Raw genomic sequence first — 23570 nt, 5'->3', positions numbered from 1 at the left:
TACTGTGCTCACTAAGCCTCTTTGCGACTCAATTGCTGCGAAGTCGCGAACCATTGAATATACGCAAAGAAATCCCCCGAGCGCAATTGCTCAGGGGATTTTCTCGTTCCAGGGGTCTCGCGTCGGCGGCTCAGATCACATCGGCCAGTTCCTCCAGCAGCCGACGCTTGGGCCGGGCTCCCACCATGGCCTTCACCGGCTCACCACCCCGGAAGACCATGAACGTGGGCATCGAGAGAACCTTGTAGGCGTTGGTGATCTCCGGATTCTGGTCCACGTTCAACTGCACCACCTTCAGCCGGTCCGCCTCCTCGGCGGAGATGGCCCGCAGCACCGGTCCCATCTGCCGGCACGGCGGACACCAGTCCGCCGTGAACTCCACCAGCACCGGCAACTCCGCCCCGATCACCTCGGCCGCGAAATTCTCGTCCGTCACATCGATCACAGGTCCCGCCCTCCCAGTTCGCACAACGGTGATGGCTCCTCGACCGACGCCAGCCGCACCCCGATCTCCGCCCGCACCGCCTGCAACTCCCCGATCAGGGAATCCAGTTCGGCCAGCTTGCGCCGGTAGACCGCGAGCGACGCCGGACACGAGTCCCCCTCCGGATGCCCGGCCCGCAGACACTCCACGAAGGGCCGCGTCTCCTCCAGGTCGAACCCGAAGTCCTGCAAGGTCCTGATCTGCCGGAGCAGCCTCAGATCCCCCTCGTCGTACGTCCGATACCCGTTCCCCCCGCGCCGCGCGGGCAACAGCCCCCGCGACTCGTAGTACCGCAACGCCCGCGTGGTGGTCCCGGCCCGCGCGGCCAGCTCGCCGATTCGCATGCCTACGACGGTAATCCTTGACGCGGGCGTCAAGGCAACGCCGGGAGGCGGGGACGTGGGCCCGGCTAGAACTCCTCTGAAGGTGGACGTACCCCGAGCAGCCGCCGCGTCAACTGGTCCCGGTCGGAGAGGAGTTCGTCGAGGGCCGCGCGGACGTCGGCCGGTTCGGTGAGCGGTGACTCACGTTCCGCCGCGATCAGCACGGACCGGCGTACCAGTTCCTTCGTGAAGGACGCCGTCGTGCCCTCCGTGCGGGAGACGACCTCGGCGGTCAGCTCCTCGTCGAGGTCGAGGCCGGTGCCGTAGAGGTCGAGGAGGCGGGCGCGGCCCGGGGCGTCCGGGAGGGGGATCTCGACGGCCAGGTCGACTCGGCCGGGGCGTTGGATCAGGGCCGGTTCGAGGAGGTCGGCGCGGTTGGTGGTGAGGAGGAAGGCCACGTCGGCGTCGTCGCTGAGGCCGTCCATCTCGTTCAACACCTGGAAGAGCAGGGGCTGTTCGCCGCCATGGTCGCGGGCCTCGGCGATCAGGTCGCAGTCCTCCAGCACGACCAGCGCGGGCTGGAGCATCCGGGCCAGCGCGCAGGCGGGGCCGATGGCATCGATGCTCGTACCGGAGAGGACGACGACCGTGAACTGCGGGAGGTGGGAGAGGAGATAGCGGATCGTGTGGGTCTTGCCGGTGCCGGGCGGGCCGTAGAGAAGGAGGCCACGACGCAAGTGCTGGCCGGCCGCGCGGAGTTGGGCGCGGCGGCGGGCCACGCCGACGACCTGGCGCTCGACGCGCTCCAGGAGTCCCTCGGGAAGCACGATGTCGTCCCGGGTCAGCGCGGGGCGGCGGTGGAATCGGAACGGGCCGAGGCCCTGGCCGAACTCGGAGCCCTCGAAGGACAGCACCTGGCCGCGGAAGATGTTGTGCTCAAGCACCAGCGCGTCGAGCTCGGCGAGCAGTCGGTCCGCGAACTCCTTGTCCCGCGCGAGGACTTCGATCTCGACCTTGTCGCGCCCGTATTCGTCGGCCGGTCCGCGCAGCAGCACCGCGAACCGGTCGTCGCCGTCCGCGCCGAGGTAGAACCCGCAGGAGACACAGGCGAGTTCGGCGTCGGGCGAGACCGGCAGCTGCGCGTAGTCGACCGCGCCGACCGTGAACCGGTCGTGCCGGTCGGCGGCTTCGAGGATCTCGCCGAGGGTGAGATCACCGCGGTTCTGCGCGCCCCGCATGCCGACCAGTTCGTAGGAACGGCCGTCCGCGGCGAACCAGTTCTCCAGCGCGAGATGCACGTTGGGGAGGTCGTAGGGCGGATACGCGGCCTTGACGACCGGCCGGTCGGCGGGTGCGGTGCCGAGGTGGTCGCACAGACGCTTGGTGAGGTTGCGGGCGGGGTCGTCGTCCGTGCGTTTCGGGCGGGCCACGGCGGCGAGGAACTCGTGGAACAGGACGCCGATCTGCTCCATCGACAGCGGTGAGGGCTCGCGTCCGGCCCCGTACCGGCGCTCGTACTCCGCCGCGCTGACGATCTCCACTCCGCCCGGTTCGCCCATGTCCGCCTCCATAGTTCCGATGTGTCGGACCAGGGTGTCAGACCATGACCCCCGCGGACGCCTCCACTTCCAGCAGGGAGGCGCTCTCGCGCTCCTCGTCGAAGGCCTTGCGCCCGCCGCGCAGGCCGAACAGCCGCTTGGCGAGGGCGATGTAGACGACGGCGAGGATGTTGAGGACGAGGGTGGCGATCTTCAACCAGCTGATGTGTTCGGTGAGTTCGTAGATCTCCAGCGGCAGGAACGCGGCGGTGGCCACCACCGTCAGATACTCCGCCCAGCGCTTGGCGTACCAGAGGCCGCCGGCCTCGACGAGTTCGATCAGCGCGTACGCCAGCAGCAGGACCGCGACCAGGACCAGCGTGGAGTGCTTGTAGCCGAAGGTCTTCTGGATGGAGCCGACGACCGGCGAGTGGTCGAGGTCGTAGTGGAAGTGCTTGAAGACCGGGCGGAAGACGTCCAGGTACTCGTCGAAGAGCTTGCGCACCGAGTCCTGGCTGTTGCTGAACTTCCACACCGCGGCGGCCACCAGCACGATGAACACCCCGCGCACGGCCCGCTCGATCGCCAGGAACCGCAGGATGAACAGATCCCGCAGCACCTTCCCGCGCGGCACCAGCGGTGCGTGCTCGGCGGGCCCCGCCCCGTGCGGGTCGCCGAGCACGAAGTCGCCGCAGCGCAGACACCGCCACGCCGTCCCCAGCCCGGTCTCGGCCCGCAGCCGCTCCCGCAGCGCCGTCTCGTCGGGCGCGTACGTCACATGCCCGTGCCGTGCGCAGTGCCGCCGGTCCCAGTCGATCTTCATGCCCATGGCCCCCGTGACTCCCACCGAAACGCGTCGTGCCGTGCCGCGCCGGAGGTTTCCGGCACGGCACGGCACGCTAGTGCATCCACTTCAACGACGGGGCGGTGGACCGGGCGGCTGAGCGACGGGGGGACACCCAGCCACCCGGAGTCGTCGGGTGTCCGGGCCGGGTTCAGGGCCGGTCCGGACACCCGCGTCCTTGGGGCGCTCAGGCCTTGGCGAGCGCCTGTTCCTTCTCGCCGCCCTGCTCGGGCACCGCGTCGAGGTGCTCCTCGCCGTCCTTCTCGTCGAGCAACGTCTTCTCGTCGAAGGGCAGTTCACCCGCGAGAACCCGGTTCACCCGCTCCTTGTCGACCTCACCGGTCCAGGTGCCGATGAGCAGCGTGGCGACGGCGTTGCCCGCGAAGTTGGTGACGGCGCGGGCCTCGCTCATGAAGCGGTCGATGCCGATGATCAGGCCGACACCGTCGACCAGGGCCGGCTTGTGCGACTGCAGACCACTGGCCAGTACGGCGATACCGGAGCCGGAGACACCGGCCGCGCCCTTGGAGGCGACCATCATGAAGAGCAGCAGCCCGATCTGCTGGCCGATGTTCATCGGCTGGTCCATGGCGTCGGCGATGAACAGCGAGGCCATGGTCAGGTAGATCATCGTGCCGTCGAGGTTGAAGGAGTAGCCGGTCGGCACGGTGATACCGACGACGGGACGGCTGACACCCAGGTGCTCCATCTTCGCGATGAGCCGCGGCAGCGCGGACTCGGAGGAGGAGGTGGAGACGATCAGCAGGAACTCGCGGCCGAGGTACTTCAGGAGCTGGAAGAGGTTGACCTTGGCGACCATCTTGGTCAGCGTGCCGAGCACGATCACGACGAACAGGAAACAGGTGACGTAGAAGCCGAGCATGATCATGCCGAGCGCCTTGAGCGCGTCCATGCCGGTCTCGCCGATCACCGCGGCCATCGCGCCGAAGGCACCGACGGGCGCGGCCCACATGATCATGCCGAGGATGCGGAAGACCAGCTTCTGGATGTACTCGACCCCGCGCAGCACCGGCTCGCCGGTCCGGCCCATGGCCTGCAGCGCGAAGCCCGCGAGGAGCGCGATCAGCAGCGTCTGGAGGACCTCGCCCTCGGTGAACGCCGACACGAAGGTGGTCGGGATGATCCCGAGCAGGAAGTCGACCGGGCCCTCGGCGGCGGCCTGGGCCTGCGTGTGTCCGACGCCCTTGACGGCCGCGGTGATGTGCATGCCGCTGCCCGGGTGGATGATGTTGCCGACCACCAGGCCGATGGCCAGCGCCACGAACGACATCGCGATGAAGTAGCCGAGCGCGAGCCCGCCGACCTTGCCGACCTGCGCGGCCTTCCGTACGGAGCCGACGCCGAGCACGATCGTGCAGAAGATGATCGGCGCGATCATCATCTTGATCAGCGCGACGAAGCCCGTACCGAGCGGCTTCAGCTCCTCGGCGAAGCCCGGCGCGGCGAACCCGACGATGATGCCGAGGCCGACGGCGACGAGCACCGCGAGGTAGAGGTAGTGGGTACGGTCCCGCTTCGCGCGGGGTGCTGCGGGTGCGGCAGGTGCGGGTACGGGGGTGCTGGCCACGGCTGCCCTCCTTGACGACGTCGTCGGCATCATCCGGCGTGCGGCTCACGACCGGCGGAACCCGGGCTGCGAGTGCGGCTCACGTCCGGGGGTTGCGGTGACTATCTCCCGGCTTGTGAGGCCGGTCACCCTTGCGTTCATTTAGTTCATCCTTAACCGGAGAGGCACACTGACGACATGCGCATCCCGCACGTCCCCCGTCCCCGCAGCCTCGCCGGCCAGCTCTTCGGCATGCAGGCCGTGCTGATAGCGGTCGTCGTCGCCGGGTACGCGCTGTTCACCTACGTCAGCGACCGCAGCCAGGCCGAGGACGCGGCCGGCCGACAGGCCCGGGCGGTGGCGCGCTCGGTCGCCGACACCCCGACGGTGGCGGCGGCCATCGGTACGTCCGACCCGACCGCGCACCTGGAGACGTACTCCGTGCGCGTCCAGCGGGACACCGGGGTCGACTTCATCACGATCATGAACCCGCAGGGCATCCGCTGGACGCACCCGGACACGACCCAGATCGGGAAGAAGTTCCTCGGTCACATCGGGCCCGCCGTCAACGGCCGCACGTTCACCGAGACCTACACCGGTACGCTCGGCGCGTCCGTCCGCGCGGTCACCCCGGTCTGGGACGGCACCCACACCCGCGTCATCGGCCTGGTCAGTGCCGGCATCCGGGTCGAGGCGATCACCCAGCGCGTGCAGGACCAGGTCACGGCCCTGATCGGGGTCGCGGCCGGCGCCCTGGCCCTGGGTGCCGTAGGAACGTACGTGGTGAACGCCCGTCTCCGCCGCCACACCCACGGCATGAACGCGGCCGAGCTGAGCCATATGCACGACTACCACCAGGCCGCGCTGCACGCGGTGCGGGAAGGGCTGCTGATGCTCGACGGGCAGTACCGGGTGGCGCTCATGAACGACGGCGGACGGGAGCTGCTGGGGGTGGGCCCGGACGTGGATGTGGTGGGCCGCTCGGTGGCGAGCCTGGGTCTGCCCGCACCCCTGACCGGGGCGCTGCTGTCCTCGGAGCCCCGGGTGGACGAGGTGCATCTGACGGCGTCACGCGTACTGGTGGTCAACACCTCCCCGGTATCGGGCGGAGAGCGACGAGGAACGGTGGTGACTCTCCGCGATGTCACCGAACTCCAGTCCCTCATGGGCGAGTTGAACTCGGAGCGCGGTTTCACACAGGCGCTGCGCTCCCAGGCGCACGAGGCGGCGAACCGGCTGCACACGGTCGTCTCGCTGATCGAGCTGGGGCGCGCCGAGGAGGCGGTGGACTTCGCGACGGCCGAGCTGGAGTTGGCCCAGACGTTGACGGACCAGGTGGTGTCGGCGGTCAACGAGCCTGTGCTGGCGGCCCTGTTGCTGGGCAAGACGGCTCAAGCCAACGAGCGGGGCGTCGAGTTGGTCGTATCGGAGGACAGCTGTCTCGACGACGGCATGCTCCCGGAGTCCCTCTCCGCCCGAGACCTGGTGACCATCCTCGGCAACCTGATCGACAACGCGGTGGACGCGGCTCAGGGCAGCCTGCGGGCGCGGGTCACGGTGACGGCGTACACGGTGGACGCCGTCTCTCTGGTGCTGCGGGTCGCGGACACGGGTTCGGGAGTCGATCCGGCCCACGCGGAGGCGGTCTTCCAGCGCGGCTTCTCGACGAAGCCGGCCGGGCCCGGGGGCCGGGGGCTGGGGCTGGCGTTGGTACGGCAGGCGGTGAACCGGCACGAGGGGACGCTGACGGTGGCGGATGCGGAGGGCGGCGGGGCGGTGTTCGAGGTGCGGCTGCCGTTGCGGGACGGGGCCACGGCCTCCGAGGGCGCGTTGTCCGGAGGTGGCGAAGCATGACGAACGACGAGCCTGTCGAGCCCATCCGTGTCCTGGTCGTGGAGGACGATCCCGTCGCCGCCGACGCGCATGTGATGTACGTCGGCCGGGTGCCCGGGTTCGTGGCGGTCGGGAAGGCGCACACAGGGGCGGAGGCGCGCCGGGCCCTGGAGCGCACGAAGGTCGACCTGCTCCTCCTGGACCTGCACCTCCCGGACGTGCACGGCCTGCAACTGGCCCGATCCCTGCGGGCGGCCGGCTATCACGCCGACGTGATAGCGGTGACCTCGGCACGGGACCTGGCGGTGGTGCGGGAGGGCGTGTCGCTGGGGGTCGTCCAGTACGTGCTGAAACCGTTCACGTTCGCGACGCTGCGGGACCGGTTGGTGCGGTACGCCGAGTTCCACGCTGCGGCGGGGGAGGCGAGCGGGCAGGACGAGGTCGATCGCGCGCTCGCCGCGTTGCGGGCACCTTCGCCTGCCGCGCTGCCCAAAGGGCTGAGTGCGCCGACGCTGGAGCGGGTGACGGTCGCCCTGCGGGACTGCGGGGAGGGGCTCACGGCGGCGGGGGTGGCTGAGGCGGTGGGAATCTCGCGGATCACTGCCCGCCGCTACCTGGAGCATCTGGTGGAGGCGGGGCGGGCTGCGCGGAGTCCGCAGTACGGGACCGTGGGGCGGCCGGAGTTGCAGTATCGGTGGGTCAAGGGGCAGCAGGGCGGGGCGAGTTGAAGGGCCGCGCATAGCTCAGCACCTGATGCCCCAGTCCTACGACGATGAGCGCCTCGACGACGGACAGGACGAGCAGCCCGGAGGACGAGTCGCCCGCCCCCGCGGCCCAGTAGACGACGAGCCCGGCGAACGGCACCACGCAGAACGCCAGCAGGTCGACGGCACACTGGATGACCTTGCGGGAGCGGCGGCGGCTGTCGGAGCGGTGGGCGGTCTCCCAGGCGAAGGCCGTCCCGGCGTGGGCGAGTTCGGCGAGCCGGGGGCTCAGGTCGTCGCGGATGTAGGTCCCGATCGCGGAGATCTTCTCGTCGTTGACGAGATAGGTCCAGCCGAGGACGACACACACCGGCGGCAGCGCGAGCAGCATCTCGGGCTGCCTCGCCTGCGCGGCGGCGGCGATGACGGCGGCGACGACCGTGAGGGTGACGTAGAGGAGGTTGTCGCGGAAGCCGATACGGGTCTTCTGCTCGTCCTTGATGGTCGTGTACTCGGCGAGGAGCAACTGGCCCACGGTGACATCCCGTTCCGGCACCGACGTCCCCCTTGGTGGTCCCGTTTCGTGGTCCGACACGCCTTCCGTGCAGGTGAGTTGAAAGTACCTTAGGGAGGTGACTCAACCCATTGTCGCCGTGCTGACCGCGTTGTCGTTGGAGTACACGGCTGTGCGGGGACATCTGACGGACGTACGGAAGCGGGAGCATCCGCGCGGGACGAGGGCCGTGGTGGGCCAACTGCCCGGTACCGACTGGTCCGTTGCCCTGGTGGAGATGGGCGAGGGCAATCTGACGGCGGCGGCGCTCACCGAGCGGGTGATGTCGTGGCTGGAGCCGGAGGCGGTGTTCTTCGTCGGGGTCGCCGGCAGCCTGAAGGAGGACATCGGACTGGGTGATGTCGTCGTGGCCACGAAGGTGTACGGCATCCATGGCGGCAAGGACACACCGGAGGGTTTTCTCGTACGCCCGGAAGCCTGGCGCGCCTCGCACCGGCTGGAGCAGGCGGCCCGGGACGCGTTGCGCGACGACCCGCATGCCCACCTGAAGCCGATCGCCGCCGGGGACGTGGTGCTGGCGTCGTCCACCTCGGCACTGGCCGAGCATCTGCGCACGCACTTCAACGACGCGGCGGCCATCGAGATGGAGGGCGCGGGGGTCGCCGGCGCGGTGCACCTGGCCGGTGGGGACGCCCTGGTGGTGCGTGGGATCAGCGACCGGGCGAACGGCGACAAGTCGCTTGCGGATGCCGGGGGTTCACAGCCGAGGGCGGCGGAGAGCGCGGCTGCGGCGGTGATGGCGGTGGTGCGTGAACTGACGCCGTTCCGGGGGCGATCGGGGCGTTCGGCCAACGCCGACGACTCCGAGGAGGGGCCCCATCGCGGTTCCACGTACGGCGGCGACCACTTCGACTTCCGAGGCTCCACCTTCAACGGTCCGTTTGTCGCCAAACGGGTGGGCCGGGAGCCTGGAGAGAGGGAGCGGTAGCGGCACCGTCCACGGTCCCGTGCCGGTCGCCACCGCCGCGCTGCCGGGAGTGCCTGCCGGGTTCACCGGGCGGGACGACGATCTGGCGCGGTTGATGCCGGTGCTGGATCCGGGCGCGGAGTCCGAACTGCCCGTGGTGATCTGCGCGGTGTCCGGTCTGGGCGGGATCGGGAAGACGTCGTTGGCGTTGTGCGCGGCGCATCGGGCGGTGCGGGACGGGTGGTTTCCGGGTGGGACGTTGTTCGTCGACTTCCGGGGGTACGACGAGGATCCGGTCACGGCGGATCAGGCGGTGCTGGCGTTGTTGGACGGGATGGGGGTGCGGGGGGCGGATCTTCCGCAGACGGTGGCCGGGCAGTACGGGCTGTATCGGCGGCTGTTGGCGGAGGAGCAGCGGTCGATGCTGCTGATCCTCGACAACGCGTCGGACGCGGGGCAGGTGATGCCGCTGGTACCGGGTGGGGATCATCACCGGGTGCTGATCACGTCCCGGGATCGGCTGACTGAACTGGACGCCAGGTTGATCGACCTCGATGTGCTGGGGGCGGAGGCTGCGGCCGAGCTAGTGGGGAGGGCGTTGCGGCTCAGCGACGGGGGTGACGATCGGGCTGTGCGGGAGCCGGGCGCCGTGGGTGAGTTGGCGGTGCTGTGTGGTCATCATCCGCTGGCGCTGCGGATCGCCGTGGGCATGTTGCGGAAGCGGCGGTATCGGTCTGTTGCCTCGCTGGTGAGTGAGTTGCGGGGGGTTGCGGACCGGACGGAGGCGTTGGGGATTCGACCGGTTTTCCAGGCTGCGTATGGCCAACTACCGGATGTGCAGGCGCGGTTGTTGCGGTTGCTTTGTCTGGCGCCGGTGGCTGAGGTCGGGACGGAGACGGCGGAGGTGATGGCGGACCTACCGACCCATGAGACGTTCGACTTGCTGGAGGAACTCGCTGCTTCGCATCTGGTCACGCCTACTCCGAGGGACGGGGACGTGCGGTGGCGGTTGCATGACCTGGTGCGGGCGTTCGGGGCAGGTGTGGTAGCGGGGGATGCGGAGTTGCGGGAGGAGGGGGAGGCGGCTCAGGAGCGAGTGCTGGAGTCCTATTGCCGGTGGGCGGATGCGGGGGATGACCGGCTGCGGTGGCTACCTGGAATGGTGGAACCGGAGCGGTTCCTCGACCGGGCGCAGGCGTTGGCATGGTTTGACGAGGAGCGGGCAGGGCTGGTCGCGGCAGTGCAGTGGGCGCGGGAGGAGCGGTTCGCGGACACGGCAGTGCGGCTCTCTGAGCGCCTGGCGGAATATCTCGACTGGCGACGATACTTCGACGACAAGATCACGGTCTGCCGTACCGCACAGGAGGCCGCGCACCATGCCGGGAAATTGGCTAGCGAGGCCACCGCGTGGAACAACCTCGGCAATGCCATGGCACAGGCAGGCCGGGCGGAGGACGCCATTGACGCGCTCACACGCGCCCTCGACCTCTACCAGGCAGATGGGGATGATCTCGGCGAGGCCATGGCGGGAAACAACCTCGGCAATGCCATGGCACAGGCAGGCCGGGCGGAGGACGCCGTCGACGCGCTGACACGCGCCCTCAACCTCTACGAGACCTCTGGGGGTCGCCAGCGTGAGGCCATGGGATGGAACAACCTCGGCAGCGCTCTAAGGCATGCAGGCCGGACGGAGGAGGCCATTGAGGCCCACACCCGCGCCCTGGACCTCTACCAAGCGGTCGGGGACCGCCTCCGCGAAGGCACGGCGTGGAGCAACCTCGGCAGCGCCTTTCGGGACTCGGGTCGGGTAGAGGAGGCCATCCGAAGTCAGCAAATAGCCTGGGAGATCTTCCAGGAGTTCGAGGACTGGTACCGGGCAGGTGCAGCACTCCACAACCTAGCTCTCGCCCACGAGACCGCCAACAGTCCTGCCGAGGCCAGAATCCACTGGCTCCGAGCCGCCGACGCCTTCACAGGGGCCAACGCCCCCGACATGGCAGCCGCCGCCCAATCCCGCGCAGACGCATTGACCTGACTAGACCAATCCACTTACCGTCACCGGGCAGCCATCCGGCCAGGCCACAACGATGTGAGCCCATAGGAGGTCGTGCCCGTGCGCCCCACCGCCGTCGCCCTCGCAGCCATCTCAGCCCTCGCGCTCGCCGCAACAACCCTCACCGCCTGCGGCAGCGGATCCGGAAGTGATCCGGACACCGTCAAGATCTCCTTCAAGCAGTCGACGGACAACTCCATCAAGGTGATGGACACGTATCTCGCCGACATCAAGAAGCAGTTCGAGAAGCAGTACCCCGGCAAGAAGGTCGAACTCATCCCCATCAAGGCCGCGGACTCGGAGTACTACACCAAGCTCCAGCAGATGCTCCGCTCCCCCAAGACCGCCCCCGACCTGGTCTACGAGGACACGTTCCTCATCAACTCCGATATCACCAGCGGGTACTTGAAACCGCTGGACACCTACCTCGCCAAGTGGCCGGACTGGAACCAGTTCATCGACACGGCGAAGACGGCGGCCAAGGCCGAGGACGGGAAGACGTACGGCGTGCCGGACGGCACGGACACCCGGGGCCTGTGGTTCAACAAGGCCATCTTCAAGAAGGCGGGCCTGCCCAGCAATTGGCAGCCGAAGACCTGGGACGACGTCCTCAGCGCGGCCCGCACCATCAAGGCGAAGGTCCCCGGAGTCACCCCGCTCAACGTCTACACGGGCAAGCCCGCCGGCGAGGCCGCCACCATGCAGGGCTTCGAGATGCTGCTCTACGGCACGGGTGACGCGACCACCACGGACCCGCTCTACGACAAGAGCACCAAGAAGTGGATCGAGGCGGGGCAGGGCTTCAAGGACGCCCTCTCCTTCGTACACACCGTGTACAAGGACAAGTTGGGCCCGGATGTGTCCGACGCCCTCGACCCCAACATCCAGACCACCGTCGCCGGTGAGCTGCTTCCCCAGGGCAAGTTGGCGATCAATCTGGACGGATCCTGGCTGCCGCAGGCGTGGTTGGCGGGAAGTGGGCACGAATGGCCCACGTGGTCCAAGGAGTTGGGGCTCGCCTACATGCCGACCCAGCACGGCCAGGCCCCCGGCAAGGTGAGCATGTCCGGCGGCTGGACCTGGGCGATACCCTCCAAGGCCGGCAACCCCGACCTGGCCTTCGACTTCGTCAAGACGATGCAGACGAAGGCGAACGCGGAGAAGTGGTACATCGCCAACTCCGGTATCTCGGTGCGGAAGGACGTCGCCGCCGACCCCGCCTACGCGACCGCCCAGCCCGGCATCAAGTTCTTCACGGACCTGGTGTCGAGCACGCACTACCGGCCCGCCTACCCGGCGTACCCGAAGGTCTCCACCGCCATCCAGGAGGCGATGGAGGGTGTGACGACGGGTGACATGTCGGTGGACAAGGCGGCGAGTTCGTACGACGACGAACTCAAGACGGCCACCGACAACCAGGTGATCAAGAAGTGACCACCGCACCCCAGCACGCGCCGGGCCCGGACCTGACGAAGGTCCCCGCCGACCCGGACCCGGCGCCGTACAAGCCCACCCGCCCTCGGGGTCCGCACCCCGTGGCCCGTTCCCTGGCCCGGCTCCTCCCCCTCTCCCCCGCCCTGATCATCCTGCTCCTCTTCCTGGCCGGCCCGATCGGGTACTGCGTCTACCTCGCCTTCACCGACCTCCAACTCACCGGCCAGGCACACTCGTCGTTCGTCGGCTTCGCCAATTTCCGGGCGGCCTTCAAGGACACGGAGTTCCTCAACGCGGTCTGGCTGACGCTGGTCTTCACGGTGCTGTCGTCCCTGGTCGGCCAGAACACGCTGGGGCTGGCCCTCGCCTCCCTCATGCAGCGCGCGTCGAAGCCGGTCCGCACGCTGACGGGCGCGATCGTGATCACGGCGTGGGTACTGCCGGAGGTCGTGGCCGGCTTTCTGCTCTACGCCTTCTTCCGCCGCGAGGGAACCCTGGACGCCATCCTCCAGTGGCTCCATCTCCCGTCCCAGAACTGGCTGTACACCCTGCCGATCCTCGCGGTGTCGTTCGCGAACGTGTGGCGGGGCACCGCCTTCTCGATGCTGGTCTACTCGGCGGCCCTGAACGAGATCCCCAAGGAGATCACGGAGGCCGCGGAGGTCGACGGCGCGGGCGGCTGGCGCCGTATGTGGCACATCACGCTCCCGATGATCCGCCGCTCGATCGGCACGAACCTCATGCTCAACACCCTCCAGACCCTGTCCGTGTTCGGCCTGATCTGGGTGATGACACGAGGCGGCCCGGGCAACAGAAGCCAGACCCTCCCCCTCTTCATGTACGAACAGGCCTTCCAGAACAGCATGATCGGCTACGGCACGGCGGTGGCCCTGCTGCTGCTCCTGGTCGGCGCGCTCTTCTCCCTCGTGTACGTACGGCTGTTGCGGACGGAGGTCTGACCCATGGCACTCACCCCCACCTCCCGCTCCCCGCTCGTCTCCCGCCGAACGAGCCGACGCCTGGCCGCGGATGCCGGACTCCTCGTGGTCGCCGCCGCGTTCGCGCTGCCGCTGGCCTGGGTCGTCCTGTCCTCCCTCGACCCGCACGCGGGCCTGCGCGTGAAGGCCCCCGACGGCCTCACCCTCGACAACTTCGACGCGATCCTGAAGCCGGACATCACCTTCACGCCCCTGCTCAACAGCCTGATCCTGTGCGGCGGCGGCACACTCCTGACGGTCGTCTGCGCGGCCCTCGCCGCCTACCCCCTGTCCCGCTTCCGCTCACGCCTGAACCGCCCCTTCCTCCTCACGATCCTCTTCACCACCAGCCTCCCGATCACGGCGATCATGGTGCCGGTGTACGCCCTGTTCGTGCAGGTGAACCTCATCGACACCATGCAGGGCACCATCCTGTTCTTCGCCGCCTCTCAACTCCCCTTTGCCATCTGGCTGATGAAGAACTTCATGGACGGCGTACCGAAGGAACTGGAAGAGGCGGCCTGGACGGACGGGGCGTCGTCGTTCCAGTCCCTGCTCCGGATCGTGCTCCCCCTCATGGGCCCGGGCGTCGCCGTCGTGACGATCTTCTCGTTCGTGATGATGTGGGGGAACTTCTTCGTCCCCTTCATGCTGCTGCTGACGCCGGACCAGATGCCGGCGAGCGTGAGCATCAACGAGTTCTTCGGGAACCGGGGGATGGTGGCGTACGGGCAGTTGGCGGCGTTCTCTGTTGTCTACTCGACGCCGGTGATTTTGTTGTATGTGCTGGTGGCACGGCGGTTGGGTGGGGGGTTTGCTTTGGGGGGAGCGGTCAAGGGGTAGATGAGCCGGGCAGCGAACGCTGTTGTTCCTCGGCCAGAGCACGCGATTCGGCGGCCTCCGCCGCAGCGTCCGCTCGTCTATAGGCGTCGGAGGCCTGAAGCCACAACCCTGCGGCCCCAGCAGGGTCGTGTGCCTCGACGCTGAGCGCAGAGTTGTACAGAACCTGACCTGTCCAGTACCAGTCGCCCAGTTCCTGGAAGATGCCCCGTGCAGTTTCGAAGCTCTCGGTGGCCTCTCCCAACCGGCCGACCACAAGCAGGGCGACGCCGAGGTTGTTCCAGGCGCCGGCCTCTCGTCGCGGGTCCGCAACGGCCTTGAAGAGGTCACGGGCACGGGTGAGCGCCTCAACCGCATCCGCGACCCGCTCCGTCTGCGACAGGGCATTGCCGAGGCATTCCCATGTGACGGCCTCCGCATGGAGGTCGTCGACTGCGTGGAAGAGGTGGCGAGCACGGGTGTATACCTCGATCGCTTCCGCCTGCCGACACGCTGCCGCCAGATCCAAGCCCAGATTGTTCAGCGCCACAGCCTCGTGTCGGACCTCCCCGACCTCTCGAAAGAAGTCGCGAGCGCGCGTATGGGCCTCGATGGCTTCAGCGGTCTTTCCCACCGACCGTAGGGCGTTTCCGAGGTTGCTCAGCGCACCGGCCTCACGGTCCCGATCCCCGAGGCCGTGGGCAGCAAGCTGGGCGGACCGGCACGCTGTGAGCCAGTCGTCGAGATGCCGCTGCCTCTGCAGGTACACCGTCAGGCATGCTGCCAGCAGCACCGCGCTGCTCGCATATCGCTTTTCCTCCGCCCATCCGACCGCCACGACCAGGCCGGCCCGCTCCCCGTCGAGCCATGCCAACGCTTGGGCCGAGTCGGCGAACCACGGTGGCTCGGGCATCCCCTGCAACCACCGCAATCGTGCGTCAGCCGCATGCGCCCGCCGCAAGTACAGGTCCAACACCCGTTCCCGTGCCAGTTCCCCCTCATCCTCCGGGCCGGAATCCACTGCCAGCGCGAACGCCCGCACCAGGTCATGCAAGCGCCACCGCCGGCGCTCTCGCTCTGTCCCCCGGTCCACCAGATGCGTGCGGAAGAGCGCCTCCAGGACCCGGACGGGAGGGGTGTCCGTCCCGATCAGCGCGGCAGCGACTTCTTCACTCACGTCAGGCCCCGGCGCCAGAGCCAGCAGGCGCAGCATGCGGGCCTGCTCGGGCGGCAGCCTCTTGTACGACAGGTCGAAGGCCGCGCGGACACTGCGCTCACCGTCGTCGAGGTGCTCAAGCCGGTGCCCGAACTCGGTGAGTTCGGAGACGAGTTCGGCGACCGACTTCCCTCGGTCCATCACAAGCAGCGCCGCCGCGATCTGGAGAGCAAGCGGCAAGTACCCACAGCAGAAGGCGAGTTCCGCAGCCAACTCGACCTCGTCCGTGACACGGCCGTCGGAGGGATCGGCGATTCTCAGGGCGCGATCTAGGAGTTCGTACGCCTCCTCCTCACTCAACTCGTCCAACGACATGAGCCGCGCCCCCAGTTGAGGCAGCTTGCTGCGAGAAGTGACGAGCAACCGGTGCCGCGTCCCACCGGGAAGCAGTGGCCGCACCTGCTCGGCCGAGGATGCGTTGTCGGCCAGCACCAGCACCGCACCCCGCTCCCGCCCACGTTCCACGAGCGCCGACCGATACAGCGCTGCTCGCGCGTCGACCCCGGTCGGAATGTGTTCCGGCTCGACGCCCAGGGCCCTCAGCAGGGCCTCCACCGCCTGTTCCGCCGCGACGAGATCATCGTCGTAGCCATGGAGATTGACGAAGAGCACCCCGCCCGGGAACCACCCCTTCTCGCAGGCCGTGTGCGCCGCCTCCACCGCGAGCGCGGTCTTGCCGATCCCGCCGAGCCCGGACACGGCCGCGACCACCACGGCTTCCGGCGCATCGGCCACGGAGGGGTCGAACGCGTCGAGCAGCTGGGCCAGTTCATCTCCCCGGCCGGTGAACCCCGCCGCCCTCGCCGGCAGCGCATCCAGCGCGGTGGGCGCCGCCCCATGCTGGTGATACTCCGCCTTCGCGGTGAAGGGCCCGCTGAACTCCGCCCGCCCGAAATCGAGATGGTCCCCGCCGTACCCGGTCGTCATCGCACCGTCCCCGCGCCCCGTCGAACCCCACACGACATCACGGTACGCCGCCCCGACCCGACGCCCCTCAAGGTGCCCCAACCACACCCCGGCCCCGCCCCGAGGCACCCCACCATCGAAATCCCGCCACCCCCACTTCCTCCCACACCCGACCACCACCCCCACCCCAACCGCACTCCCCTTCGACCCCCGCCCACACACCCGACGCCGCCCGAACAACCCCCGCACTCCACCACCCCGGCAAATGGCAAGGTAGAGCGGCATATTCACCGCCCGGTAGCCGCCGCCGGACACCCTCAGTCGCCACGCACCGTCACCATTCACCCCCACCCCACCCCCAACCGATCTCTACCGACCGACCGGATCCGTACGTTCGCACAATCCGTAATCCTGGCCGAACAGACCGTAGTCACCGCACTCAGGCGCCCCTAGCTTGTGGCGCGTGCGCCGACCCCCTGCTCAGTCCAGCCAGTCCACGCCGCCCACGCCGCCCTTCAACGCCCCCGCCGCTCGCCGGCTCCGTACCGCTCTCAACATGGGGCCCGAGCATGTCGCGTACGGCATGCGTGCCTCGTACGGGCTGCCGTATGTCACGCCTGACCTGGTCATCGCCTGGGAGCGCGGGCTCACCGCGCCCTCCGGGCCCGAACTCATCGCGCTCGCCGGTGTGTTGTGGTGTTCCGCGGGTGAACTCATCGGCAGGCCACGCACACTGCGTGAGCACCGTCTCTCGCACGGCCTCGCGCCGGAGGACGTCGCGCGGACAGTCGGGCTCGAACTCCTCGCGTATCTGCGGATGGAGGAGCACGACCAGTGGCGCGGCACCGAGCGGCAGTCCGCCGCGCTCTCCGAGCTTCTCGATCTCTCGCTGCCCGACTTCGTCAGTGTCACCGGACGCGACGTGAAGCTCGCGGAGCTGCTGCGCAGTGCCATGACCACGCGCTGGCAGGGGTACGTACGCCCGATCGCCAAGATGGTGCCGCTGGACCGGCGTCTCCTGGAGGACGCCCTCCAGGAGTTGCACGACGACTACCAGGCGCAGATGGTCGCCACCCTCAGTTGGGGCGGCGGCAGTTCGGCCGTCGACGCGGGCGAGGCCGGCCGGGACTTCCTCGACCAGATCATCAGCCGGTTCTGGTCCATGGTCGAGAAGAGCACGTACTGAGCGGGAACGACCGAGGGCCTAGAAGACCGACTCCGCCTCGTCCATCCGGTCCTTCGGGACCGTCTTCAGCTCGGTGACCGCCTCCGCCAGCGGGACCATCACCACGTCCGTCCCGCGCAGCGCGGTCATCCGCCCGAACTCGCCCCGGTGCGCCGCCTCCACCGCGTGCCAGCCGAACCGGGTCGCCAGCACCCTGTCGTACGCGGTCGGTACGCCACCGCGCTGGATGTGGCCGAGGATGACCGGCTTGGCCTCCTTGCCGAGGCGGCGTTCGAGTTCGTAGGCCAGTGCCGTGCCGATGCCCTGGAACCGCTCGTGGCCGAACTGGTCGATCTCGCCCTTGCCGTAGTCCATGGAGCCCTCGGCGGGGTGCGCGCCCTCGGCGACGCAGACGACGGCGAACTTCTTGCCGCGGGCGAAGCGCTCCTCGACCATCTTGACCAGGTCGGCGGGGTCGAAGGGGCGCTCCGGGAGGCAGATGCCGTGGGCGCCCGCCGCCATGCCGGACTCCAGCGCGATCCAGCCCGCGTGGCGGCCCATGACCTCGACGACCATCACGCGCTGGTGCGATTCCGCCGTGGTCTTGAGGCGGTCCATCGCCTCCGTGGCGACGCCGACCGCCGTGTCGAAGCCGAACGTGCGGTCCGTGGACGAGATGTCGTTGTCGATCGTCTTCGGGACGCCGACGACCGGGAGGCCCGCGTCGGACAGCATGCGCGCCGCCGTCAGCGTGCCCTCGCCGCCGATCGGGATCAGCGCGTCGATGCCGAAGTCGCGCGCGATGTCCAGCGCGTTCTCGCAGGCCTCGCGCAGGCGGTCGCGCTCCAGTCGTGAGGAGCCGAGGATCGTGCCGCCGCGGGCGAGGATGCCGCTGACCGCGTCGAGGTCGAGGGTGCGGTAGCGGCCGTCGAGCAGTCCGGCGTAGCCGTCCTCGAAGCCGATGACCTCGTCGCCGTAGTTGTCGACCGCTCGGTGCACGACCGATCGGATCACTGCGTTCAGGCCGGGGCAGTCGCCGCCTGCGGTGAGAACTCCGATGCGCATCGTGCTGTGTCTCCTGCTCGCTGTTGATACCGGTGAGCCGACTCCAATTGTTTCACGTCCCTCAGGGCGGTGCCGCTTCCACCCGACCGGCGGGCGCCCTATCCACCCCCGGAGGTATTGTCAAGATGGTCCTGCTCACCTCGGTGGGCGATTTTTATGACCGCCGAGGACCGGCATCGAAGACCGCCGAAGGCCACCGCAGAAGGCCACCGCAGAAGCAAGGGGAGAACACGCGTGACGCGCAGCGTGTACGTGACCGGGATCGACCGCGGTGACGGCCGTCAGGTCGTGGAGCTGGGGGTCATGGAACTCCTGACCCGGCAGGTCGACCGGGTGGGGGTGTTCCGGCCCCTCGTCCACGACGGCCCCGATCGCCTGTTCGAGCTGCTGCGTGCGCGCTACCGGCTGTCCCAGGACCCGGCGACCGTCTACGGCATGGATTACCACGAGGCGTCCGCCCTCCAGGCCGAGCAGGGGACGGACGAGCTGGTGTCGACGCTCGTCGACCGGTTCCATCTCGTCGCCCGTGACTACGACGTCGTCCTCGTCCTCGGGACCGACTACGCGGACACCCAGTTCCCGGACGAGCTGTCCCTCAACGCCCGCCTCGCGAACGAGTTCGGCGCGTCGGTGATCCCCGTCGTGGGGGGACGCGGGCAGACCGCCGAGTCCGTGCTCGCGGAGACCCGGAACGCGTACCGGGCCTACGACGGGCTCGGGTGCGACGTCCTCGCCATGGTCGCCAACCGGGTGGCCCGCGAGGACCGGGACGCGATCGCCGGCCGGCTCGACGCCCGGCTGCCTGTGCCCTGCTATGCCGTACCGGACGAGCCCGCGCTCTCCGCGCCCACCGTCGCGCAGATCACCCACGCGCTCGGCGGCAGGGTGGTCCTGGGCGACGACTCGGGGCTCGCCCGCGACGCGATGGACTTCGTCTTCGGCGGAGCGATGCTGCCCAACTTCCTCAAGGCGCTGACCCCGGGCTGTCTCGTCGTCACGCCCGGCGACCGCGCCGACCTCGTCATCGGCGCGCTCGCCGCGCACAGCGCCGGCACCCCGCCGATAGCCGGCGTCCTGCTCACCCTGAACGAGGTGCCGGGCGACGGCATCCTCACCCTCGCCGCCCGCCTCGCCCCGGGCACCCCGGTGGTCTCGGTGCCCGGCACCTCCTTCCCCACCGCCGCCGAACTCTTCTCCCTGGAGGGGAAGTTGAACGCGGCCACCCCGCGCAAGGCGGAGACCGCGCTCGGCCTCTTCGAGCGGTACGTCGACACGAGCGACCTGCTCAAGCGGGTCTCCGCGCCCAGCAGCAACCGCCTCACGCCGATGATGTTCGAGCACACGCTCCTGGAGCGGGCCCGCTCCGACAAGCGGCGGATCGTGCTCCCCGAGGGCACCGAGCCCCGCGTCCTGCACGCCGCCGAGGTGCTGCTGCGCCGGGGCGTCTGCGAGCTGACCCTGCTCGGGCCCGAGGACCAGATCCGCAAGCGGGCCGCCGACCTGGGCATCGACCTCAGCGCCGCGCAGCTCGTCGACCCGAACACCTCCGAACTGCGGGACCGGTTCGCCGAGAAGTACGCCGAGTTGCGCGCCCACAAGGGCGTGACCGTCGAGCTGGCCTACGACGTCGTCGCCGACGTGAACTACTTCGGCACGCTGATGGTTCAGGAGGGGCTCGCCGACGGCATGGTCTCCGGGGCCGTGCACTCCACGGCCGCGACCATCCGGCCCGCCTTCGAGATCATCAAGACCAGGGCGGACGCCGGCATCGTCTCGTCCGTCTTCTTCATGTGCCTCGCCGACAAGGTGCTGGTCTACGGCGACTGCGCGGTCAACCCCGACCCGAACGCCGAGCAGTTGGCCGACATCGCCATCCAGTCGGCCGCCACCGCCGAGCAGTTCGGCGTCGCGGCACGGATCGCGATGCTGTCGTACTCCACCGGTACGTCCGGCTCGGGCATCGACGTCGACAAGGTGCGCGAGGCGACCGAACTGGTCCGGCTGCGGCGGGCCGATCTGCGGATCGAGGGGCCCATCCAGTACGACGCGGCCGTGGAGCCGACGGTCGCCGCGACCAAGCTGCCCGAGTCCGAAGTCGCGGGCCAGGCAAGCGTGTTGATCTTCCCCGACCTGAACACCGGCAACAACACCTACAAGGCCGTGCAGCGTTCGGCCGGCGCGATCGCCGTCGGGCCCGTGCTCCAGGGCCTGCGCAAGCCGGTCAACGACCTGTCCCGGGGCGCCCTCGTCTCGGACATCGTCAACACCGTCGCCATCACGGCGATCCAGGCCCAGCACCCGAACGAGAAGGCTGCCCAGCGGTGACCGCGACCCGTGTCCTCGTCCTCAACTCCGGCTCCTCGTCGGTGAAGTACCAGCTTCTCGACATGCGGGACGGCGAGCGGCTCGCCATGGGACTCGTCGAGCGCATCGGTGAGGAGACCTCCCGGCTCAAGCACACCTGCCGTACGACCGGCGCCGTACGGGAGCGGACCGGGCCGATCGCCGACCACGAGGCCGCCCTGAAGGCCGTAGCCGATGAACTGGCCGTGGACGGGCTGGGGTTGGACTCCCCCGAACTGGCCGCCATCGGGCATCGGGTGGTGCACGGCGGGCTGAGGTTCACCGAGCCGACCCTGATCGACGACGTGGTGCTCGCCGAGATCGAGCGGCTGATCCCCGTTGCTCCGCTGCACAATCCGGCGAACCTCGTCGGGATCCGTACGGCGATGGCGCTACGGCCCGATCTTCCGCAGGTCGCCGTGTTCGACACCGCGTTCCACACGACGATGCCGGAGTCGGCCGCCCGCTACGCGATCGACGTGGCGACCGCCGACGCGTACCGGATCCGGCGGTACGGGTTCCACGGGACCTCGCACGCGTTCGTGTCGCGGGCCACGGCGAAGCTGCTGGGGAAGGCGCCCGAGGACGTCAACGTGATCGTGCTGCACCTCGGGAACGGGGCGTCGGCCTCGGCCGTGCGGGGTGGGCGGTGTGTGGACACGTCGATGGGGCTGACCCCGCTGGAGGGGCTGGTGATGGGGACCCGGTCCGGAGACCTGGATCCGGCCGTCATCTTCCATTTGATGCGTGTTGGCGAAATGTCCACTGATGAGATCGACACTCTTCTCAACAAGAGGAGCGGTCTGATCGGGTTGTGCGGGGACAACGACATGCGGGAGATCCGGCGCCGGATCGACGAGGGTGACGAACGGGCGGAACTCGCCTTCGACATCTACATTCACCGTTTGAAGAAGTACATCGGCGCCTACTGCGCGGTCCTCGGCCGGGTGGACGCGGTCGCCTTCACGGCGGGCGTCGGGGAGAACGCGAGCGCGGTGCGGGAAGCCGCCGTCGCGGGCCTGGAGCTGCTGGGGCTCGAGGTCGACGGCGCGCTGAACTCCCTACGGAGCGAGGAGCCGCGGCTGATATCGCCCGCGTCCGCGCGGGTCGCGGTCGCCGTGGTGCCCACGGACGAGGAATTGGAGATCGCCACACAGACCTATGCACTGGTCGGAAATTCCAACGCCTGAGCGCCTGCCCGCCCATTTGTATCTTCCGCCAGACGGAATATTCCGTAGCGAAACAAACCGATAGGATCGTCCCATGCGCCGTTCGAAAATCGTCTGTACTCTCGGCCCCGCGGTCGACTCCCACGAGCAGTTGGTCTCGCTGATCGAGGCCGGCATGAATGTGGCCCGTTTCAATTTCAGCCACGGCACCCACGCCGAGCACCAGGGGCGGTACGACCGCGTCCGTGCCGCGGCCAAGGAGACCGGCCGTGCCATCGGTGTCCTCGCCGACCTGCAAGGACCGAAGATCCGCCTGGAGACCTTCGCCGAGGGTCCCGTCGAGCTGGTGCGCGGTGACGAGTTCACCATCACCACCGAGGACGTCCCGGGCGACAAGACCATCTGCGGGACGACGTACAAGGGCCTGCCCGGTGACGTCTCCCGCGGCGACCAGATCCTGATCAACGACGGCAACGTCGAGCTGAAGGTCCTGAACGTCGAGGGCCCGCGGGTGAAGTCGATCGTCATCGAGGGCGGTGTCATCTCCGACCACAAGGGGATCAACCTGCCCGGCGCGGCCGTCAACGTGCCCGCGCTGTCCGAGAAGGACGTCGAGGACCTGCGCTTCGCCCTGCGGATGGGCTGCGACATGGTCGCCCTGTCCTTCGTCCGCGACGCGGGCGACGTGTACGACGTCCACAAGGTGATGGACGAGGAGGGCCGCCGGGTCCCCGTCATCGCCAAGGTGGAGAAGCCGCAGGCGGTCGCCAACATGGAGGCCGTGGTCGCGGCCTTCGACGCGGTGATGGTGGCCCGCGGCGACCTCGCCGTGGAGTACCCGCTGGAGAAGGTCCCGATGGTGCAGAAGCGCCTGGTGGAGCTCTGCCGGCGCAACGCCAAGCCGGTGATCGTGGCGACCCAGATGATGGAGTCGATGATCACCAACTCCCGCCCCACGCGCGCCGAGGCCTCCGACGTGGCCAACGCGATCCTGGACGGCGCGGACGCGGTCATGCTGTCCGCCGAGTCCTCCGTGGGCGCCTATCCGATCGAGACCGTGCAGACGATGTCGAAGATCGTCGTCGCGGCCGAGGAGGAGCTGCTCAGCAAGGGCCTGCAGCCGCTCGTGCCGGGCAAGAAGCCGCGGACGCAGGGTGGTTCGGTCGCGCGTGCCGCGTGCGAGATCGCCGACTTCCTCGGCGGCACCGGCCTGGTCGCCTTCACGCAGTCCGGTGACACCGCCCGCCGGCTCTCCCGCTACCGCGCGGCCCAGCCGATCGTCGCCTTCACCACCGACGAGGGCACCCGCAACCAGCTCGCGCTGAGCTGGGGCGTGGAGTCGCACATCGTGCCGTTCGTGAACAGCACGGACGAGATGGTCGACATGGTCGACGCGGAGATGGCGAAGATCAACCGCTTCAACCCGGGCGAGATCGTCATCATCACGGCCGGCTCGCCCCCCGGCGTGGCCGGCACCACCAACATGCTGCGCGTCCACCACCTCGGCGGCACTCAGGGCAACTGACGCCCGCGTAGCGGGTCTTGTACGGCGCTGAGGGCGCCCCCTGGAGAAGGGGGCGCCCTCAGTGTGTGCGTGATGGTCAGGCGGCGATCAGGACCTGCCGCCGCCCGGGTCGTCGATCACCGGA

At 68.9% G+C, this 23570-nt stretch carries 19 protein-coding genes; 11 read left to right on the top strand and 8 right to left on the bottom strand.

Annotation, left to right across the window (positions count from 1 at the left end):
* Positions 1-130: 130 nt before the first annotated feature.
* The 5 genes from trxA to AB0M63_RS05900 form a co-directional block, all read right to left on the bottom strand.
* Complete coding sequence (trxA, locus tag AB0M63_RS05920; protein WP_355912247.1) at positions 131-445, bottom strand: thioredoxin; 315 nt, start codon at positions 443-445, stop codon at positions 131-133.
* Positions 442-828: a MerR family transcriptional regulator gene (locus tag AB0M63_RS05915; protein ID WP_355912244.1), complete on the bottom strand. Its 387-nt coding sequence runs from the start codon at positions 826-828 to the stop codon at positions 442-444. The genes trxA and AB0M63_RS05915 overlap by 4 nt, the downstream gene beginning before the upstream one ends.
* A 65-nt stretch (positions 829-893) precedes the next feature.
* On the bottom strand, positions 894-2366 hold the full coding sequence (locus tag AB0M63_RS05910; protein ID WP_366018505.1) for an ATP-binding protein: 1473 nt from the start codon (positions 2364-2366) through the stop codon (positions 894-896).
* 37 nt (positions 2367-2403) lie between these two features.
* Positions 2404-3168: a DUF2127 domain-containing protein gene (locus tag AB0M63_RS05905; protein WP_366018542.1), complete on the bottom strand. Its 765-nt coding sequence runs from the start codon at positions 3166-3168 to the stop codon at positions 2404-2406.
* Between the two features lie 208 nt (positions 3169-3376).
* On the bottom strand, positions 3377-4807 hold the full coding sequence (locus tag AB0M63_RS05900; RefSeq protein WP_366018541.1) for a cation:dicarboxylase symporter family transporter: 1431 nt from the start codon (positions 4805-4807) through the stop codon (positions 3377-3379).
* A 147-nt stretch (positions 4808-4954) separates the two neighbouring features.
* Between AB0M63_RS05900 and AB0M63_RS05895 the strand changes: the two genes are divergently transcribed.
* Entirely contained in the window at positions 4955-6610 is a 1656-nt protein-coding gene (locus tag AB0M63_RS05895; RefSeq protein WP_355912239.1) for a sensor histidine kinase, read from the top strand.
* Positions 6607-7317 (top strand): response regulator, encoded by a 711-nt coding sequence (locus AB0M63_RS05890; protein WP_355912236.1) that lies wholly within the window; start codon positions 6607-6609, stop codon positions 7315-7317. The genes AB0M63_RS05895 and AB0M63_RS05890 overlap by 4 nt, the downstream gene beginning before the upstream one ends.
* Here the strand turns inward: AB0M63_RS05890 and AB0M63_RS05885 are convergent.
* Complete coding sequence (locus tag AB0M63_RS05885) at positions 7289-7849, bottom strand: hypothetical protein (RefSeq protein WP_355912233.1); 561 nt, start codon at positions 7847-7849, stop codon at positions 7289-7291. The two genes, AB0M63_RS05890 and AB0M63_RS05885, sit on opposite strands and share 29 nt — an antisense overlap.
* 76 nt (positions 7850-7925) lie before the next feature.
* On the opposite strand from AB0M63_RS05885, the gene AB0M63_RS05880 reads away from it, so the two are divergent.
* The 5 genes from AB0M63_RS05880 to AB0M63_RS05860 all read left to right on the top strand — a co-directional run bounded on the left by AB0M63_RS05880 (position 7926) and on the right by AB0M63_RS05860 (position 14081).
* On the top strand, positions 7926-8795 hold the full coding sequence (locus AB0M63_RS05880; protein ID WP_355912230.1) for a 5'-methylthioadenosine/S-adenosylhomocysteine nucleosidase: 870 nt from the start codon (positions 7926-7928) through the stop codon (positions 8793-8795).
* A gap of 19 nt (positions 8796-8814) precedes the next feature.
* Entirely contained in the window at positions 8815-10809 is a 1995-nt protein-coding gene (locus AB0M63_RS05875) for a tetratricopeptide repeat protein (protein WP_366018504.1), read from the top strand.
* Between the two features lie 78 nt (positions 10810-10887).
* Complete coding sequence (locus AB0M63_RS05870) at positions 10888-12261, top strand: extracellular solute-binding protein (protein ID WP_366018503.1); 1374 nt, start codon at positions 10888-10890, stop codon at positions 12259-12261.
* Positions 12258-13220 carry a sugar ABC transporter permease gene (locus AB0M63_RS05865; protein ID WP_355912221.1) on the top strand — a complete coding sequence of 321 codons (963 nt, stop codon included), beginning with the start codon at positions 12258-12260 and terminating at the stop codon, positions 13218-13220. Before AB0M63_RS05870 ends, AB0M63_RS05865 begins: the two co-directional genes overlap by 4 nt.
* Before the next feature lie 3 nt (positions 13221-13223).
* The gene (locus tag AB0M63_RS05860) at positions 13224-14081 is read left to right on the top strand and encodes a carbohydrate ABC transporter permease (protein WP_366018502.1); all 858 of its coding nucleotides are present in this window, start codon (positions 13224-13226) and stop codon (positions 14079-14081) included.
* On the opposite strand, the gene AB0M63_RS05855 is transcribed toward AB0M63_RS05860, so the two are convergent.
* Positions 14071-16200: a tetratricopeptide repeat protein gene (locus AB0M63_RS05855; RefSeq protein ID WP_366018501.1), complete on the bottom strand. Its 2130-nt coding sequence runs from the start codon at positions 16198-16200 to the stop codon at positions 14071-14073. The two genes, AB0M63_RS05860 and AB0M63_RS05855, sit on opposite strands and share 11 nt — an antisense overlap.
* Before the next feature lie 535 nt (positions 16201-16735).
* Between AB0M63_RS05855 and AB0M63_RS05850 the strand changes: the two genes are divergently transcribed.
* Complete coding sequence (locus AB0M63_RS05850; RefSeq protein ID WP_366018540.1) at positions 16736-17365, top strand: XRE family transcriptional regulator; 630 nt, start codon at positions 16736-16738, stop codon at positions 17363-17365.
* A gap of 18 nt (positions 17366-17383) precedes the next feature.
* On the opposite strand, the gene AB0M63_RS05845 is transcribed toward AB0M63_RS05850, so the two are convergent.
* Positions 17384-18409 (bottom strand): ATP-dependent 6-phosphofructokinase, encoded by a 1026-nt coding sequence (locus tag AB0M63_RS05845; protein ID WP_355912212.1) that lies wholly within the window; start codon positions 18407-18409, stop codon positions 17384-17386.
* A 234-nt stretch (positions 18410-18643) separates the two neighbouring features.
* On the opposite strand from AB0M63_RS05845, the gene pta reads away from it, so the two are divergent.
* The 3 genes from pta (at position 18644) to pyk (ending at position 23446) form a co-directional block, all read left to right on the top strand.
* A complete protein-coding gene (gene pta, locus AB0M63_RS05840; protein ID WP_355912209.1) occupies positions 18644-20734 on the top strand; it encodes a phosphate acetyltransferase in 2091 nt (696 codons plus the stop codon).
* Positions 20731-21942, top strand: coding sequence for an acetate kinase (locus AB0M63_RS05835; protein ID WP_366018500.1), 1212 nt, complete (start codon positions 20731-20733; stop codon positions 21940-21942). The genes pta and AB0M63_RS05835 overlap by 4 nt, the downstream gene beginning before the upstream one ends.
* 73 nt (positions 21943-22015) lie before the next feature.
* Positions 22016-23446, top strand: a complete 1431-nt coding sequence (pyk, locus tag AB0M63_RS05830; RefSeq protein WP_355912203.1) for a pyruvate kinase — start codon at positions 22016-22018, stop codon at positions 23444-23446.
* Positions 23447-23570: the final 124 nt, after the last annotated feature.

The organism is Streptomyces sp. NPDC051576 (assembly GCF_040681835.1).
Taxonomy (GTDB): Bacteria; Actinomycetota; Actinomycetes; order Streptomycetales; family Streptomycetaceae; genus Streptomyces.
This window is presented reverse-complemented; position numbering and strand designations above follow the sequence as displayed.